We start from the raw sequence: 15,506 nt of genomic DNA, 5'->3' as shown, positions 1-15,506 counted from the left end.
AAAATCATGCGTGTGGGAATCCCCGCGATTCAGGTTTTTGGCGGGACGCTTTAGAGCACGTTGAAGCCATGCTGGCCATGCGCGGCGTCCATATGCCCCGTGTGCTGCCTGCAAAGCCCGTAAACTCCGCAAGGCAGGGGGAAATGGCGAGGCTCATTCTAGCGGCCTTGTCAGAGCGGCCCATGACGCGCGGGGAGTTGGTAGCACATATAGCGGGCAAGCGGCCCAAGGTGCTGCAGGAACGGGTCTACTCACGCACTGACTCGGCGCTGGACAGGTTGAGGGTTAATGGGAAGGTGCGGCGCGAGGGGCGGGTGTGGTCAGTTGGCTATCAGACGCTTAGAACCTCTAAAGACGGTGGCGCGCGAAGCTTCGAATAGTGGAAGGTTTCGCTCCCAACTTGCAGAAACGCCATCAACTGCGTCCTCAAGGGCGCGCTCAAGCTCCATGATTCGATCATCGGCCTTATCGAGCACTCCCATAAGAACCTTCAAGGCGTTCATCATAGATTTTCGCTCACGAGCGGCGCGCTCGATAGATACACCCGGCCTAGGCAGGTCGAGACCTTGCTCGGCCTTCATGGCAATCCACTCTCTCATGGCTTCTTGTGTGTTCGCCAGCGCTTCCTCGCGCGTTTCGCCGTCAGACATGCAGCCTTGCAGGTCAGGAACATACCCGACAAAGCCGCCACCGTCTTCCTCGGACAGCGGGAGAATGACGATAACGTAATCATCCATGATTCTTCTCCTCATCTATCTCTATGTGCGCCGTCATGTAGCTGACCAGCTTTTTGATGTATATTGTCTTAATTGGTCTGTTTGCCGGTATCGTCAAGATGCCCTCTAGGTGCGGGCTGCTCACCTTCCAGTGTGATCCCCCTCCAGATGGCGGATCGCACTCAATGCAATAATACCTGCAAACAGACTTCACGTCATCAATCGTCCAGTCTCCCTTGGGGTTGCCACCCATTTTTGCAAGGATTTTTTGCGCTTTGGCCACACGTCGCCCCGAAATTATTTGTGGTACAGTTGCAACTAACGATGTGGCTGGTCAAGCCACCCGCTGCCAGTAGCCTTTCCACTGGCGGCTGACCGGGGTGCTCATGGCGTTTGACACGACGATCTGCGCCAGCGTCCCGTTGTCAGTGCGGCGGTTGTCTTCCAGCCATACCATGCTCCCGGCAAAGCTCGGCCACCGGCACGCCGCCTTCGGCTTGGCGCAGGATAGCAAGGATCTGGGGCTCGCTGTATCTCGTCATCTTCATCTGAATCTCCTCATGCATCTTGCCGAGAAAATTCTACTTATCCAGCCCCTTACTTTCGGGGGGCAGACAGCCCCCCGGCGCTGACCACTTGCAACGCCACCAGGCCCGCTTGCGCTCCGGCGCCAAATCGCCGCGGATTATCCCGGATAAGAGAGAGATAGTCAGGTCGCAACGCGCCGCCGCCGCCCGGGCGATGGGGCTGGTCGATGCGATGCTGCCAGGGACCGACGCGTTGCTGGCGCGGCTTTGGTGAGGCGCCAAGAGCCCGGAAACCACAACGGGCCGGGTTCGACCCCGGCCCGTCACGTCATTCCAAAACCCCGCAGGATCAGCTGCCGGTAAAGTTCGGCGCCCGTTTGGCGACAAAGGCCGCCGCGGCTTCCTTGTGATCGGCGGTTTGTGAGCTCAGCGCGTGGTTGATCGCTTCGCTGTCGAGCAATTCGCCCATCGTCGCGCCGCGTTCGATCAGACGGAAGTTCCGCTTCATCCGGCCATAGGTCAGGGTCGGGCCATTGGCCAGCTGTTCGCCCAGTTCCAGCGCCCGCTCAAGCGCGGTTCCGGCGGGCACGGCTTCGCTCATCAGGCCGATGTCGGCGGCTTCCTGCCCCGACAGGATCGGCGACATCAGCCACATTTGCCGCGCCCGGGTGGTGCCGAGGATCTGCGAGGCAAGGTAAGAGCCGCCGTAATCGCCCGACAGCCCGACCTTGGCAAAAGCCGAGGTGATCTTGGCGGTTGCCGAGGCGATGCGGATATCGCAGGCCAGCGCCAGGCCAAGGCCAGCCCCGGCGGCAGCGCCTTCAACGGCGGAAATGGTCGGTTTTTCCATCTCATGCAGGTTGCGCACCGCTTCCATCCGGCGGCGCAGATCGGCGGCCTTCTGTTCCATGGTCATCGGCCCGGATTTGCCCGCCGCCATGCCCTTCACATCGCCGCCAACGCAGAAATAGCCATCCGACCCGGTCAGGATGACACAGCGCACCTCCGGGTCCTGGCGGTATTCGGCCATCACATCGGCAAGACCCTGGGTCATGCCCGCGCTCATGGCGTTCTTGGCCTCGGGCCGATCCAAAGTGACAATCCGCAGACCACCACGGCTTTCGGTTTTCAGGTTCTCATACATCTCTCGTTTCTCCCTAAACGGTTGATTTTCGGATTGGTGTGTTAGTTGTTCTTGAAGGAGGCCGCCAGCTCGCGGGCGCCTTTGGCCATCACCCCGGCATCGCTGCCGACGGCGACGAACAGCGCCCCGAGATCAATACAGCGGCGGGCGAAGTCACCGCCGGTCAGAATGCCGGCAGGCACCCCGATCCCGACCAGGGTGCGGATCGCGCCTTCGATTGCCGCAATCACCTCGGGATGCATCTGATCGCCGGGATGGCCCATGCTGGCGGACAGGTCGGCGGGGCCGATGAACACCGCATCGACACCGTCGACGCTGGCGATCTCGGGCAGGCGAGCCAGTGCCTCGGCGGTTTCGACCTGGACGATCAGGCACAGCTCTTCCTCGGCACGCAGGATGTAATCGGGCACCTGACCATAAGCCGAGGCCCGCACCGATCCGGCGACACCGCGAATGCCGCGCGGCGGATAGCGCATCGCGGCGACCGCCGCCTCAGCCTCTTCGCGGGTCTGGACATAGGGCACCAGCAGGGTCTGCGCGCCGATGTCGAGGAACCGTTTGATCAGCACCTTGTCATTCCAGGCCGGGCGCACCACCGGTGCGACCTCATGGGGCACCAAGGTCTGCAATTGTGGCAGCACGGTCAGCGGATCGCTGGGCGCGTGTTCGGTATCAAGCACCAGCCAGTCAAAGCCGCAGCCGGACAGGATCTCGATCGGCACGGTGCCGGGCAGAGCGGTCCAGAGACCGATCTGGCATGTCCCGGCCTTCAGCCCGGCCTTGAAGCGGTTCACCGGCAGATCGGCCATCAGATCAACGCTTCGATCAGGAACGGGCCCTTGCGGGCCATCGCCGATTTGAACCGGTCGTTGAACTGGTCGGCGGTGGAGGCCTGCGCCGCCTCGACCCCCATGCCATTGGCCAGCGACACCCAGCCGATCGCCGGATCGTCGAGGTTCAGCATCTTGTTGGCATTGCGCCCCGGTTCACCGGCGCCGACATTGGTCAGCTCGCCCTGCAGGATCGCGTAGCGGCGGTTGGAAAAGATCACCACGCAGGTGTCGGTGCGCTCGCGCGCCATCGTCCACAGCGCCTGATTGGTATACATCGCCGAGCCATCGGCCTGCAGGTTCACCACCTTGCGGTCCGGGCAGGCAATGGCCGCGCCACAGGCCAGCGGCAGGCCGCCACCAATCGCGCCGCCGGTGACCTGAAGGTGGTCATGTGGCGCGGCGCCATGGGTAAAGCCAAAGAATTCCCGCCCCGAGGTCACCGATTCATCAGCGATGATCGCGTTGTCGGGCAAGAAATTGGCGACCGCCGTGGCAATCGCGGCGGTGGTCAGATCGCCGGACATCAGATCCGGGATCGGCGCATGCGGCACCGTCACCTTGGCGGTTGCGGGCAGGTTCAGCCCCTGCGCCAGCAGGTCGAGCGCGCCGGGCGCATCGTCCCCGGCATCGGCCAGAGTCAGCACCTGACAGCCCAGTGGCATCGGCGTCGTCGGCTTGTTCGGATAGGCAAAAAAGGTCACCGGGGCCTTGGCGCCAACCAGGATCAGATGGGTGGTGCCGGCCAGGAATTCCTGCGCCAGTTCCACCACGTAGGGCACCCGTTCCACCGGCACCCGGCCAGCGCCGCGTTCAACCCTTGCGTTGGATTGCTGGGCGATGATGCGGGCGCCGGTGGCCTCGGCGATTTGCTGGGCGCGGGTCAGGGCCTCGGCGCGCAGCGCCTTGCCGGCCAGCATCAGCACCGGCTTGGCGCCGGTTTTCAGCGCCTTGATCGCCGCGATCAGCCGCGCGTCATCGACCCGTGACGGAGCCCGCAGATTGGCCATCGACACCGGGCTGTCATCGGGCAATTCGCCCCAGGCGGCATCGGCGGGCAGGATCACCGTGGTCACCCCGGTCGGCGCGTTGCGCGCCTGGGTGATCGCATCGGCGGTGGCGCGGCTGACGTCATCGGCCCCGGCACAGCGGCGCACATATTTCGACATCGGCTCGGCCAGGCTTTCGATATCGGTGGTCAGCGCCGCGTCATTGGGCAGGTGGTAGGAGGCGTGATCGCCGACCACATTGACCATCGGCGTGCCGGCGCGGCGGGCGTTGTGCAGATTGGCCAGCCCGTTCGAGAGGCCGGGGCCGGTGTGCAGCAGGGTGGCGGCGGGTTTGTCCGCCAGCCGGGCATAGCCATCGGCACAGCCGGTGACGACGCCCTCAAACAGGCCGAGGACGCAGCGCATGTTCTGTTTGCGGTCCAGCGCCGCAACGAAATGCATCTCGGATGTGCCAGGATTGGCGAAACAGACATCGACATCGTTGGCCAGCAACGTATCGCACAGCAGGTCGGCCCCGTTGGTCATTTTCTTCCTCCCAAGTATTTGTGACATTTGTTGCCCGGGTGCGCAGCGGGGTCCAGCCCAAACTAACCTGCCGGTCGATCAAACGGATATGTGCACCGAAATGGCGAACAGCACCGCGATCTCTGCCAGCTGCTGCGCGGCGCCCAGAACATCGCCGGTTTGCCCGCCAATCCGGGACCGGGCCAGCGCGCCGACCGCCAATGTGATCAGCACGGTGACCGCGCAGGCGCCAAGGCCACCGGCCGCGCCCAGCCCGGCCAACGCGATCAGCGCGGCCAGCCCGGCGGCGAGCCCGGCCATTCCGGCCTTTGGCCGCCCCACCGCGCGGCTGAGCCCGTCGTCGCGGGCATGCGGCAGCGCCGCCATCAGTGCGGGCATCGTGGCCCGGCTCAGCGCCGCCGTGGCGATCAGTGCGGCCCAGTGATGGCCGCTGTCCAGGATCAGGGTCAGCGCCTGCCAGCGGGCAATCAGGCTTAGCCCGAGCGCCACCGCGCCATAGCTGCCGATGCGGCTGTCGCGCATGATCTCCAGCCGCTTTTCGCGGGTCCAGCCGCCGCCGAATCCGTCGGCGACGTCCGACAAGCCGTCTTCGTGCAGCGCCCCGGTCAGCAGCACCGCGACAACCAGGGCCACCAACGCCGCCAGGGTCGGTGGCAGGCCCAGGCCAAGCGCCAGGCTCGCGCTCAGCGCCATCAGCGCGCCCAGCAGCGCCCCGGCCAGCGGAAAGGCCCAGACCGCGCCAGCCGCCGGGGTCGCCTCACGGTTCAGCGGCAGCCGGCTGAGCAACGCCAACGCGCTGCGGATGTCGGTAAGATGCGGTCTGTGGTCAGTCATTTGCGGTTGTCCCAGCTTTGGCATTCGTTAGACACGAACGACGCGATCCGAACAACGGAGTTTCCATGACCACGATCCGAACCGCCGACGATCTGCGCGCCGCGCTTGCCACCGCACCGGGCCCCGATGCCGCCGCCCTGAGCCAGGCCGACGCCCGCAATGGCCAATTGACCAAACCGCCCGGCGCCCTGGGCCGGTTGGAGGATCTGGCGATCTGGTACGCCGGATGGCGCGGCGATCCGCGCCCCGCGATTGTGGCGCCGCAAGTCATTGTATTTGCGGGAAACCATGGGGTTGCGGCGCAGGGGGTTTCGGCTTTTCCGGCGGCGGTCACCGAACAGATGGTACTGAATTTTCAGGCTGGCGGCGCGGCGATCAACCAGCTTTCGCTACTGGCGGGCGCGCGGATGGATGTGCATGCGCTGGCGCTGGCGCAGCCAACTGCGGATTTTACCACAGCCCCGGCGATGGATGCTGACGATTTTGCCACCGCTCTGGCGACGGGCTGGGACGCGGTCGATGCCGGGGCCGATCTGCTGGTCACCGGCGAAATGGGCATTGGCAACACCACCTCGGCGGCGGCGCTGGCGCACGCCCTCTATGGTGGTGCGACCGAGGATTGGGTCGGGCGCGGCACCGGCGTCGATGATGCGGGCCTGGCGCTGAAGGCGCGGGTGGTGCGCGACGGGGTGGCGTTGCATGGCGGCCAGGGCGACGGGATCGAGATCCTGCGTCGCCTCGGCGGGCGCGAAATCGCCGCCATGGCCGGGGCGATTGCCCGGGCGCGGGTCGAGCGAATTCCGGTGATCCTGGACGGGTTCATTTGCTGCGCCGCCGCCGCCTGTCTTGAGGTGACGCAGGCGGGCGCGCTGGACCATGCGGTTGCCGGACATGTCAGCGCCGAGGCGGGACATGCGGCACTGCTGGACCTGCTCGGCAAGGCGCCGCTGCTCGCCTTGGGGATGCGGCTGGGCGAAGGATCCGGGGCGGCGGTGGCGATCCACCTTCTGAAAGCGGCAATCGCCTGTCATTCAGGTATGGCAACCTTTGCCGAGGCCGGGATCTCGGGCGGCTGAGTGCGGCGGCATGAGCCTTTCCGCGCGCCGCTGCCTCGGCTAACCTCTGCGCCGGAACCAGGGGAGTGACGGGAATGCGCGAGGACAGGCCGGTCGGGCCGATCATCGAGGGATGGCAGGCGCCGCCGCTGCCCGAGGGGCCGGTTCTGGAGGGGCGTTATGCGGCGTTGGAGCCGATGCGCGCCGACAGCCATGCGGCGCTGATCTATCGCGAAATGCAGGGTCATGACTGGCTCTGGGATTATATCTCGTTCGGGCCCTTCGCCAGCGCGTCGCAATATCATCGCTGGATGCGCGGCGCCGAAGGCCAACCCGATCCGCATTTCCTAGCGATCCGTGACAAGGATCGCGGGATCTGGGGTGGGGTGGCGGCCTTCATGCGGATCAAGCCGGCGATGGGCGTGGTCGAGGTCGGCTCGATCACCTTTGCCCCGGCGCTGCAGGGCGCGCGCGCCGCGACCGAAGCGATGGCACTGATGATGGGCTGGGTCTTTGATGCCGGCTATCGCCGCTATGAATGGAAATGCGACGCGCTGAACCGCCCGTCGCGCCGCGCCGCGCAGCGGCTCGGGTTCAGTTATGAGGGCACGTTTCGCCAGCACATGGTGATCAAGGGCCGCAATCGGGATACCGCCTGGTTCGCGGTGACCGATCAGGAATGGCCGGCGCTGAAAGAGGCGTTTTCGGTCTGGCTGAACCCGTCGAATTTCGACGCCGAGGGGCAGCAGAGAGAACGGTTGAGCGACCTGACAAGACTGGTGCGGCTGGTGGACGACCCGACGCTTTAGGCGCCAGGCCAGCCGGAAGGCGGATGCTCAGAGCGGCTCCGAGGCGGCCCAATCCCAATAGAGCTGTGTCACCCGCCGGGTGATCGGACCAACCGCATAATCGGTGTCATCAAAACCGGTGACCGGGGTGACCTTCATCATATTGCCAGACAGAAACACCTCGTCGGCAGCGTGGAAATCGGCAAAGCTCAGCACCGCCTCCTGCACCTCAACACCATCGGCGCGCAGGTTCTTGATATGGCGGGCGCGGGTGATCCCGGCCAGAAAGGTGCCATTGGCGATCGGCGTATAGACCACGCCATCCTTGGCCATGAACACATTGGCGGTGGCGGTCTCGGCGACATTTCCCAGCGCATCGGCGACCAGCGCATTGCCAAAGCCTTTGCTGCGCGCTTCGTAAATCATTCGGGCGTTGTTGGGGTAGAGGCAGCCCGCCTTGGCATTGGTGACCGCGCAATCGAGGGTGGGACGACGGAACCGGGTGCGGGTCAGGGTGGTGGATGCCCCCGGCGCGGCCATCGGAACTTCTTCAAGGCTGATGCAAAACCCGGTGGCGCCGGGTTTCGCATCGACTCCCAGCGCGCCACCCTCAAGCGCCCAATACATCGGCCGGATATAGACCGCCGCGTTGCGCGGATAGCTGGCCAGCCCCTCGCGCACGATGGCGATCATTTCCTCGGTGCTGACCGTCGGGGTGATCATCAGCGCCTCGGCCGAGCGGTTGATCCGGGCGCAATGCGCCGCCAGGTCGGGCACCAGCCCCTGCGCCATCCGCGCCCCGTCAAACACCGTGGTGCCGAGCCAGGACCCGTGATCGCCCGCGTTCATCACCGGTAGATCGCCCTGGTGCCAGTGACCCTGAAAATAGGTGCGAAGATTGTTGCCAATGGCCATCGGGCGTCCTTTCGTCGGCTATGGCGGCGAGTATGGCAGAGCCGCGCGGTGAGGAAAAGCGGGGGCGGGACGTCAACAAAAAGCCCCCGACCAGGGGAGGGCCGGGGGCTGTCTAAAGGTTTGTTAAAAGCGACTGGGTCAAACATGGTCTTGGTCAGCCAATGGAAATACATCGGCTCTGTGGGTGCGTGGAGGCTACGCGGCAATTGAATCGATTCTGTGACGTCTGGCTGGTCAATCCGTCGCACTCACGCCAGCGCCGGAGCCTCGGCCAGCAGCGCCTCAAGGTCGAGCCTTGTGTTGACCATCGCCAGGCTGCCGTCGTCGCGGCGCGGCCATTCCGCCTCAGCGCGGTCGCGGTAGAGCTCGACGCCATTGCCATCAGGGTCGGTGAGGTAAATCGCCTCACTCACCCCGTGATCGGCGGCGCCGTCGATCTGGATGCCGGCGTTGAGCACCCGGCGCAGCGCATCGGCCAGCTGCGCCCGGTCCGGATAGAGGAACGCGGTGTGATAGAGGCCGGTGTGCCCCGGCGGTGGCGGCGTGCTGCCTTTGGATTGCCAGGTGTTCAGGCCGATGTGGTGGTGATAGCCGCCCGCCGACAGGAACGCGGCCTCAGCGCCATACCGCTGCTGCACTTCAAACCCCAGAACCCCGGCGTAGAACCCGATCGCGCGGTCCAGATCGGCGACCCTGAGGTGGACATGGCCGATCCGGGCGGCGGGATGGACGGGCTGGGTTTGGTTGGGCTGGGCCATGGCGGAATTCCTTTGCTGCGTCCTAGATAGGCGCGGCGCGGGATTGCTGAAACCAGCACGGGCGCAGATCTGCTGTGCGCATCTGCCGGAACGGTCGGCTGCTCAGCCAGATTTCCGGCGCGGCCTCAGCGTGTCGGCAAAGCCAATGCCGGCCAGATCGGTGGCGGCAACGGCCCCAACGACATGGTCCTGTGTCAGCCGGGCGCGGGTCGCCCCGGGCGATTGCCGGGCGCGCGATCTCTCAGCTCTTGATCATGCCGACGATGTCATAGGTCTTGGCCAGGATCGGCGCGGCGATGGCGCGGGCGCGGGCGGCGCCGTTACCGAGGATGCGGTCGATCTCATCCGGGGTTTGCATCAGCCGGGTCATTTCGGTCGAGATCGGCGAGAGCTTTGCCACCGCCAGATCGGCCAGCATCGGCTTGAATTCGGAGAACGGTTTGCCACCGACCTCGGCCAGCACCGCGCTGATCTCCTGATCGGCGAGGGCGGCGTAGATGCTGACCAGATTGCGCGCCTCGGCCCGGTCTTTCAGCCCCTCGACCTCGGACGGCAGCGCGTCGGGATCGGTGCGGGCCTTGCGGATCTTGCTGGCGATGGCATCCGCATCGTCGGTCAGGTTGATCCGGCTCATGTCAGAGGGGTCGGACTTCGACATCTTCTTGGAGCCGTCGCGCAGGCTCATCACCCTTGTCGCGGCGCCCTCGATCACCGGTTCGGTGAGCGGAAAGAAATCGACGCCGTAGTCGTGGTTGAACTTGGCGGCGATGTCGCGGGTCAGCTCAAGATGCTGTTTCTGATCCTCGCCCACCGGCACATGGGTGGCGTGGTAGATCAGGATATCGGCGGCCATCAGCGACGGATAGGCAAACAGCCCGAGCGAGGCGTTCTGCTGGTTCTTGCCGGCCTTGTCCTTCCACTGGGTCATCCGCTGCATCCAGCCCATGCGCGCGACACAGTTGAAGATCCAGGCCAGCTGGGCGTGTTCGGGCACCTGGCTCTGGTTGATGAGAATGGATTTCTCGGGGTCGATTCCCGAGGCGATGAAGCCGGCGCAAAGCTCGCGCGTGGCACGGCGCAGATCCTCGGGGTTTTGCCAGACGGTGATCGCGTGCAGGTCGACCATGCAATAGATCGATTCGATGCCGTTGTTCTGTGCATCAGAGAACCGCTTGAGCGCGCCGAGGTAATTGCCCAGGTGCAGGTTGCCGGAGGGCTGGATTCCGGAAAACACGCGGGGGGTAAAGTGGGCGGTGTCGGCCATTGGGCTCTCCGGTCTCTGGATTTTCGTGGTTCGTTCGCTTACCGAGGGCGGCAAGGGGCGTCAAGAAGCGCGCCCTCGAGGCAGCGGTGAAAGGCAAGGCCATGCACGATCCCGATAGTGATCATCCCCGCAACGAACCGGCGGTCAATCCCTTGCCCTGGAGCGTGCTGGCGCTGTTCCTGGTGATCGCGGCGGTCGAGATCGTGCTGACCCTGGGCGAGCGCGGCATTGCCGGCGGCCCGGCGGCGATTGGCTGGCGCTTGCAGGTGATCCGCGACTACAGCTTTTCGGCAGAGATTTTTGACTGGATGCGGGCTCAGGGCCATTGGCCGGCCGAACATCTGATGCGCTTTGTCACCTATGCCTTTGTCCATGGCAGCTTCACCTCGACCGCCTTCGCCTGCGTGATGCTGCTGGCCCTGGGCAAATGGGTGGGCGAGGTGACCGGGGCGCTGTCGGTGCTGTTCGGGTTCTTTCTGGCGGTGATTGCCGGGGCGTTGGCCTATGGGCTTTTCGCCAGCGATGGCTATCCGTTGCTTGGGGCGTTTCCGGGGGTCTACGGGCTGATCGGGCTGTTCACCTGGCTGCTCTGGGCGCGGCTCAAGGCCACCGGCGACAACCAGTTCCGCGCCTTTGGCCTGATCGGGGTGCTGATGGCACTGCAATTGGTCTTCGGGGTGCTGTTCGGCGTTGATCAGACCTGGATCGCCGATGTGACCGGGGCGATCACCGGCTTTGTTGCCGCGCCGCTGCTGGTGCCGGGCGGCTTTGCCGCCTTGCTGCACCGGTTGCGGCGGGATTGAGGGCTCAGCCCTTGCCGCCACGTCGCAGCGACCGGCGCAGATCGGCCAGCTGAAAGGCCCCGATCAGCTGACCGGCACCGAAATAGACCAGCCCGCCCCAGGCCACCAGCACTGCCAGCGCCGCAAAGCGGATGCCGGACAGCGCCAGCCAGGGGCTCAGCAACCACCAGCCCGGCAGCAGCGCCGCACCCATGATCAGCGCCGCGGCGATGATCCGCGGCAGGCGCTTGCGAAACCGGTCGTCAAAGCGCGCGACCTCGCCCATCGGGCGGGTGCCGAGGGTCAGCAGCAGCGCCATCGCCCAGCCCGCGATGGTGGTGGCCAGCGCGGTGGCGATCCAGCCGATCAGCGGCGCCAGCCCGATGGCCAGCACCATATTCACCAGCATCGAGACCAGGGCATAGCGAAACGGTGTGCGGGTGTCCTCACGCGCAAAATAGAGCGGCTGAATGATCTTTTGCAGCACAAAGGCGGGCAGGCCCAGCCCATAGGCGGCGACCGCCAGGGCGATGGCGCGGCTGTCCTCGGCGGTGGTGGCGCCGCGTTCGAACAGCACGCTGACCAGCGGCAGCGGGATCACCACCAGCGCCACCGCCGCCGGGATCGTCAGCATTAGCGCCATTTCCGCCGCCCGGCTCAGGGCGATGCGGGCGCCGGTGTCGTCACGTGCCTTCAACCGTCGCGACAAATCGGGCAGCAGCACGATGCCGATGGCAATGCCGACCACCCCCAGCGGCAGTTGATAGAGCCGGTCCGCCGCGAACAGCCAGCCGACCGCGTGATCGAAATAGGAGGCGACCTGTTGCCCGACCAGCAGGTTGACCTGCACCACGCCCCCGGCCAGCGCCGCTGGCACCGCGATCCGCAGCAACCGCCGCATGTCGGGGCTGAAACGCGGCCGACGGGGCCGGATCCGCAGCCCGGCGCGGGCGGCGGAGGTCCAGACCAGAACCATCTGCGCGACTCCGGCCAGCGGAATTGCCCAGATCAGCGCGCGCGCCACATCGCCGCCGAGCAGCGCGACGCTGGCCATCACCGAGACCAGCATCACGTTCAGCAGCACCGGCGCGGCAGCGGCGGCGGCGAAACGGCCAGCGGCGTTCAACGCCCCGGAGAGCAGCGCTGCGACCGAGATGAACAGGATATAGGGAAAGGCGATGCGCCCGAATTCCACCGCCAGCCCGAACTGGTCTTGCCCGACAAAGCCCGAGGCCAGACCCCAGACCAGCCAGGGCATCGCCAGCTGCGCCGCCAGGGTCAGCAGGATCAGCACCATCGCCAGCCCCGACAGCGCCTCTGAGGCAAAGCCGTCGGGATCGTCACCGGCCTCAAGCTTTTTCGAGAACATCGGCACAAAGGCGGTGTTGAACGCGCCCTCGGCAAAGAACCGGCGGAACATATTGGGCAGTCGGAAAGCGACCACAAACGCCTCATAGGCCGGACCGGTGCCGAGAAAGGCGAGGATCATCGCATCGCGGACAAAGCCCAGAACCCGGCTGGCCATGGTCCAGCCGCCCACCGTCAGAAAGCTGCTGGCCAAGCGGATCGGCCTCACGCCTTGGCCCTCTCCTGTCCGGCGGTGATGGCTTCGCGCAGCCTTGTGTCGAGCAGCTTTTGCTTGGTGGTGGAATGCAGTTTCAGACCGAACATGTCCTTGACGTAAAAGGTATCGACCGCCTGTTCGCCATAGGTGGCGACGACCGAGCTGGCGATCTGGACATGATTGCCGGCCAGGGTGCGGGCCAGATCGAACAGCAGGCCGGGCCGATCGCGGGTGTCGACCTCAATGATCGTGTAGATATCCGATCCCTCATTGTCGAAGGAGATCGCGGTTTTGACCTCGAAGGCGCGTTCGCGTTTCTTGATCTTGTCGCGCGATTTCATCTCGTCGCGGGCCACCACCTCGCCCTTCAGGGTGCGGTGGATCATCCGGGTCAAGCGCTGCAGGCGGTCGGCCTCATAGGGGTGGCCATCGGCATCCTGGATCCAGAAGGCCGAGGTCGCATAGCCGTCCTTGGTGGTGTAGCTGCGTGCATCGACCACATTGGCCCCGACCAGCGCCAGCGCCCCGGCGAGGCGGGCAAAGATGCCGGGGTGATCGACCATCGCAAACAGGGCGCGGGTGGCGTCACGGTCTTCGTCCGGGTGCAGGTCGATGCGAATTTCGGCGGGTCCGAGATCGCGCAGCATGGTGGCAAAGATCACCTGCGTGGTGATGTGCAGCCCCTGCCAATAGGTCGGGTAATGCCGGTCAATCTCACGCTTGAGGTCGGCCTTGCTCCAGTCTTTCAGCTCTCGCCGCAGATCGCGATGCGCCTCTTGCGCCCGCTTGGCCCGGTTCAGATCCTCCAGCCCGGTTTCCATGCCGCGCTTGGTTTGCCGATAGAGCCCGCGCAGCAAGGCCGCCTTCCAGTTGTTCCAGGTGCCAGGGCCGACGCCGCGAATGTCACAGACCGTCAGCACCGTCAGCAGATCGAGCCGCGCCTTGGTCTGCACCGCCTTGGCAAAATCGCGCACCGTGCGCGGATCGGCAATGTCACGTTTCTGCGCCATGTCCGACATCAAGAGATGATGGCGCACCAGCCATTCGACGGTTTCGCATTCATCCGGGTTCAGCCCCAGACGTGGTGCCACCTTGCGTGCAATCCGGGCGCCGAGGATCGAATGATCCTCGTCCCGGCCCTTGCCAATGTCATGCAACAGCAGCGCGGTATAGATCACCCGGCGGTTGATCCCGGCCTTGAGGATGGTCGAGGCGATGGGCAATTCTTCGGTCAGCTTGGAGCCTTCGATCAGCGCCAGATGCCGGATGCATTGGATGGTATGCTCGTCCACCGTGTAATGGTGATACATGTTGTATTGCATCATCGCGACGATGGGTTGGAATTCCGGGATAAAGGCGCCCAGCACCCCGAGCTCGTTCATCCGCCGCAGGGCGCGTTCCGGGTTGCCATGGTTCAGCAGCAGGCCCAGGAACATCTCGGCCGCTTTCGGATCGGCGCGCATCTTGTCATCGATCAGCTTGAGATTGGCAGTGATCAGCCGCATCGCGTCCGGGTGGACCAGCATGCCGGTGCGCAGGGCCTCGTCAAAGAGCCGCAGGATGTTCAGCTTGTCGTCCAGAAAGGTGGCCGGGTCGGCAAGGGCCAGCCGGTTTCCGACGGCGACGAATTGCTTGCTGACCGCCTTGGGACGGCGCTTGAACATCCGCTCCAGCAACGGTTCGCTTTTCACATGCGCCGCTTCGAGCTTGGTCAGCAGGATGCGTGTCACCTCGCCGGTCTTGGTGGCGTGGCGAAAATAATCCTGCATGAAATGTTCGACGGCGCGGCGCCCGCCCTTGTCGCGATAGCCCATGCGCTCGGCGACCTGGACCTGTACATCAAAGGTCAACTGGTCCATCGCCCGGCCGGAAATCAGATGCAGGTGACAGCGCACCGCCCAAAGGAACAGATCGGCCTGCTGGAATTCCTTGAATTCCTCGACGGTGAACAGATCGAGCTTGACCAGTTCCGCCACCGACTGGACGCCATGCACATATTTGGCGATCCAGTAGAGCGATTGCAGATCGCGCAGCCCGCCCTTGCCCTCTTTGACATTCGGTTCGACCACGTAGCGCTGGCCGCCCTGTTTCTGGTGTCGGGCCTGCCGCTCGGCCAGCTTGGCCTCGATGAAATCGGCCTCGGTGCCCTTGAACAGATCCGACCACAGTCGTTTGTTCAGCTGCTTGGCCAGCGCCTCGTCACCGCAGAGATAGCGGTTTTCCAGCAGCGCGGTGCGGATGGTGTAATCCTCGGTGCCCAGTTTCAGGCATTCTTTCACCGTGCGGCTGGAATGGCCGACCTTCAGGTGCAGATCCCAGAACACATAGAGCATTGTCTCGATCAGCTGTTCCAGCCAGGGGGTGATCTTGCCCTTGCTCAAGAACATCAGGTCGACATCGGAAAACGGCGCCATGCCGCCACGGCCATAGCCACCGACCGCCAGCACCGCGAAATCCGAGGCGCCAGCCTGTGGCAGGATGTGATCACGCACCGTGGCGACGGTGGTGGTGACCAGACAATCGGTCAGCCAGGCATAGCTGCGGATCACCCGGTCCGAGGCAAAGGGGCTGATGGTCAGCCCCCTGGCGATGGCCTCTCGCCCGGTTTCGTTGGCGCGGCCGAGCAGGCTGACCAGACAACCGCGTACCGCGGTGGCGTCGGCACCTTTGGCGGCGTTGTTGATCTCGGCCTGAATGGCCTCGATGTCGAAAATCTCGATCGCCGGGCAGATCAGATCGACCGGCCCGGCGTCATCCACGACAAGCAATGTGTCGGACGGCAATGAATTGGGAG

13 protein-coding genes and 2 pseudogenes are annotated in these 15,506 nt (G+C 64.8%); 3 read left to right on the top strand and 12 right to left on the bottom strand.

Going from position 1 to position 15,506, the window contains the following annotated elements:
* Positions 1-320: 320 nt before the first annotated feature.
* From P1U48_RS11945 to cobS, 7 genes and pseudogenes are all read right to left on the bottom strand, one after another.
* A complete protein-coding gene (locus P1U48_RS11945) occupies positions 321-737 on the bottom strand; it encodes a type II toxin-antitoxin system HicB family antitoxin (RefSeq protein WP_301069225.1) in 417 nt (138 codons plus the stop codon).
* 313 nt (positions 738-1,050) lie between these two features.
* Positions 1,051-1,167 (bottom strand): annotated as a pseudogene (locus tag P1U48_RS11940) (IS1595 family transposase); the annotation flags it as partial.
* Positions 1,163-1,264: pseudogene (locus P1U48_RS11935) on the bottom strand (transposase); the annotation flags it as partial. The pseudogenes P1U48_RS11940 and P1U48_RS11935, both read right to left, overlap by 5 nt.
* Before the next feature lie 328 nt (positions 1,265-1,592).
* On the bottom strand, positions 1,593-2,387 hold the full coding sequence (locus P1U48_RS11930) for an enoyl-CoA hydratase-related protein (RefSeq protein WP_301069224.1): 795 nt from the start codon (positions 2,385-2,387) through the stop codon (positions 1,593-1,595).
* A gap of 41 nt (positions 2,388-2,428) precedes the next feature.
* Positions 2,429-3,196, bottom strand: a complete 768-nt coding sequence (locus P1U48_RS11925) for an aldolase/citrate lyase family protein (protein ID WP_301069223.1) — start codon at positions 3,194-3,196, stop codon at positions 2,429-2,431.
* The gene (locus P1U48_RS11920; RefSeq protein WP_301069222.1) at positions 3,196-4,752 is read right to left on the bottom strand and encodes an acetolactate synthase large subunit; all 1,557 of its coding nucleotides are present in this window, start codon (positions 4,750-4,752) and stop codon (positions 3,196-3,198) included. The genes P1U48_RS11925 and P1U48_RS11920 overlap by 1 nt, the downstream gene beginning before the upstream one ends.
* Positions 4,753-4,830: 78 nt before the next feature.
* Positions 4,831-5,586: an adenosylcobinamide-GDP ribazoletransferase gene (gene cobS / locus P1U48_RS11915; protein ID WP_301069221.1), complete on the bottom strand. Its 756-nt coding sequence runs from the start codon at positions 5,584-5,586 to the stop codon at positions 4,831-4,833.
* Positions 5,587-5,651: 65 nt separating this feature from the next.
* Between cobS and cobT the strand changes: the two genes are divergently transcribed.
* Positions 5,652-6,662: a nicotinate-nucleotide--dimethylbenzimidazole phosphoribosyltransferase gene (cobT, locus tag P1U48_RS11910; protein ID WP_301069220.1), complete on the top strand. Its 1,011-nt coding sequence runs from the start codon at positions 5,652-5,654 to the stop codon at positions 6,660-6,662.
* Positions 6,663-6,736: 74 nt separating this feature from the next.
* Positions 6,737-7,450: a GNAT family protein gene (locus tag P1U48_RS11905; RefSeq protein WP_301069219.1), complete on the top strand. Its 714-nt coding sequence runs from the start codon at positions 6,737-6,739 to the stop codon at positions 7,448-7,450.
* Positions 7,451-7,477: 27 nt separating this feature from the next.
* Here the strand turns inward: P1U48_RS11905 and P1U48_RS11900 are convergent, their stop codons facing one another.
* The 3 genes from P1U48_RS11900 to trpS form a co-directional block, all read right to left on the bottom strand.
* On the bottom strand, positions 7,478-8,344 hold the full coding sequence (locus P1U48_RS11900; RefSeq protein ID WP_301069218.1) for a branched-chain amino acid aminotransferase: 867 nt from the start codon (positions 8,342-8,344) through the stop codon (positions 7,478-7,480).
* A 248-nt stretch (positions 8,345-8,592) separates the two neighbouring features.
* On the bottom strand, positions 8,593-9,102 hold the full coding sequence (locus P1U48_RS11895) for a VOC family protein (RefSeq protein WP_301069217.1): 510 nt from the start codon (positions 9,100-9,102) through the stop codon (positions 8,593-8,595).
* A gap of 241 nt (positions 9,103-9,343) precedes the next feature.
* Positions 9,344-10,366: a tryptophan--tRNA ligase gene (gene trpS, locus P1U48_RS11890; protein ID WP_301069216.1), complete on the bottom strand. Its 1,023-nt coding sequence runs from the start codon at positions 10,364-10,366 to the stop codon at positions 9,344-9,346.
* Positions 10,367-10,467: 101 nt separating this feature from the next.
* On the opposite strand from trpS, the gene P1U48_RS11885 reads away from it, so the two are divergent.
* On the top strand, positions 10,468-11,169 hold the full coding sequence (locus P1U48_RS11885; RefSeq protein ID WP_301069215.1) for a rhomboid family intramembrane serine protease: 702 nt from the start codon (positions 10,468-10,470) through the stop codon (positions 11,167-11,169).
* Between the two features lie 4 nt (positions 11,170-11,173).
* On the opposite strand, the gene murJ is transcribed toward P1U48_RS11885, so the two are convergent.
* Together murJ and P1U48_RS11875 are read right to left on the bottom strand one after the other, a co-directional pair.
* Positions 11,174-12,724: a murein biosynthesis integral membrane protein MurJ gene (gene murJ / locus P1U48_RS11880; RefSeq protein WP_301069214.1), complete on the bottom strand. Its 1,551-nt coding sequence runs from the start codon at positions 12,722-12,724 to the stop codon at positions 11,174-11,176.
* Positions 12,721-15,480, bottom strand: a complete 2,760-nt coding sequence (locus tag P1U48_RS11875; protein ID WP_301069213.1) for a [protein-PII] uridylyltransferase — start codon at positions 15,478-15,480, stop codon at positions 12,721-12,723. The genes murJ and P1U48_RS11875 overlap by 4 nt, the downstream gene beginning before the upstream one ends.
* Positions 15,481-15,506: the final 26 nt, after the last annotated feature.

The sequence above is a fragment of the Pseudooceanicola sp. genome (assembly GCF_029213205.1).
Classification (GTDB): domain Bacteria; phylum Pseudomonadota; class Alphaproteobacteria; order Rhodobacterales; family Rhodobacteraceae; genus Pseudooceanicola.
Note: the sequence above shows the minus strand (reverse complement) of the source record. Positions and strands in the feature narration are given on the sequence as shown.

Bases quoted from the DNA above. Each gene is read 5' to 3' on its own strand.
- P1U48_RS11945 (WP_301069225.1), bottom strand. From the start codon at position 737: ATGGATGATTACGTTATCGTCATTCTCCCGCTGTCCGAGGAAGACGGT.
- P1U48_RS11930 (WP_301069224.1), bottom strand. From the start codon at position 2,387: ATGTATGAGAACCTGAAAACCGAAAGCCGTGGTGGTCTGCGGATTGTC.
- P1U48_RS11925 (WP_301069223.1), bottom strand. From the start codon at position 3,196: ATGGCCGATCTGCCGGTGAACCGCTTCAAGGCCGGGCTGAAGGCCGGG.
- P1U48_RS11920 (WP_301069222.1), bottom strand. From the start codon at position 4,752: ATGACCAACGGGGCCGACCTGCTGTGCGATACGTTGCTGGCCAACGAT.
- cobS (WP_301069221.1), bottom strand. From the start codon at position 5,586: ATGACTGACCACAGACCGCATCTTACCGACATCCGCAGCGCGTTGGCG.
- cobT (WP_301069220.1), top strand. From the start codon at position 5,652: ATGACCACGATCCGAACCGCCGACGATCTGCGCGCCGCGCTTGCCACC.
- P1U48_RS11905 (WP_301069219.1), top strand. From the start codon at position 6,737: ATGCGCGAGGACAGGCCGGTCGGGCCGATCATCGAGGGATGGCAGGCG.
- P1U48_RS11900 (WP_301069218.1), bottom strand. From the start codon at position 8,344: ATGGCCATTGGCAACAATCTTCGCACCTATTTTCAGGGTCACTGGCAC.
- P1U48_RS11895 (WP_301069217.1), bottom strand. From the start codon at position 9,102: ATGGCCCAGCCCAACCAAACCCAGCCCGTCCATCCCGCCGCCCGGATC.
- trpS (WP_301069216.1), bottom strand. From the start codon at position 10,366: ATGGCCGACACCGCCCACTTTACCCCCCGCGTGTTTTCCGGAATCCAG.
- P1U48_RS11885 (WP_301069215.1), top strand. From the start codon at position 10,468: ATGCACGATCCCGATAGTGATCATCCCCGCAACGAACCGGCGGTCAAT.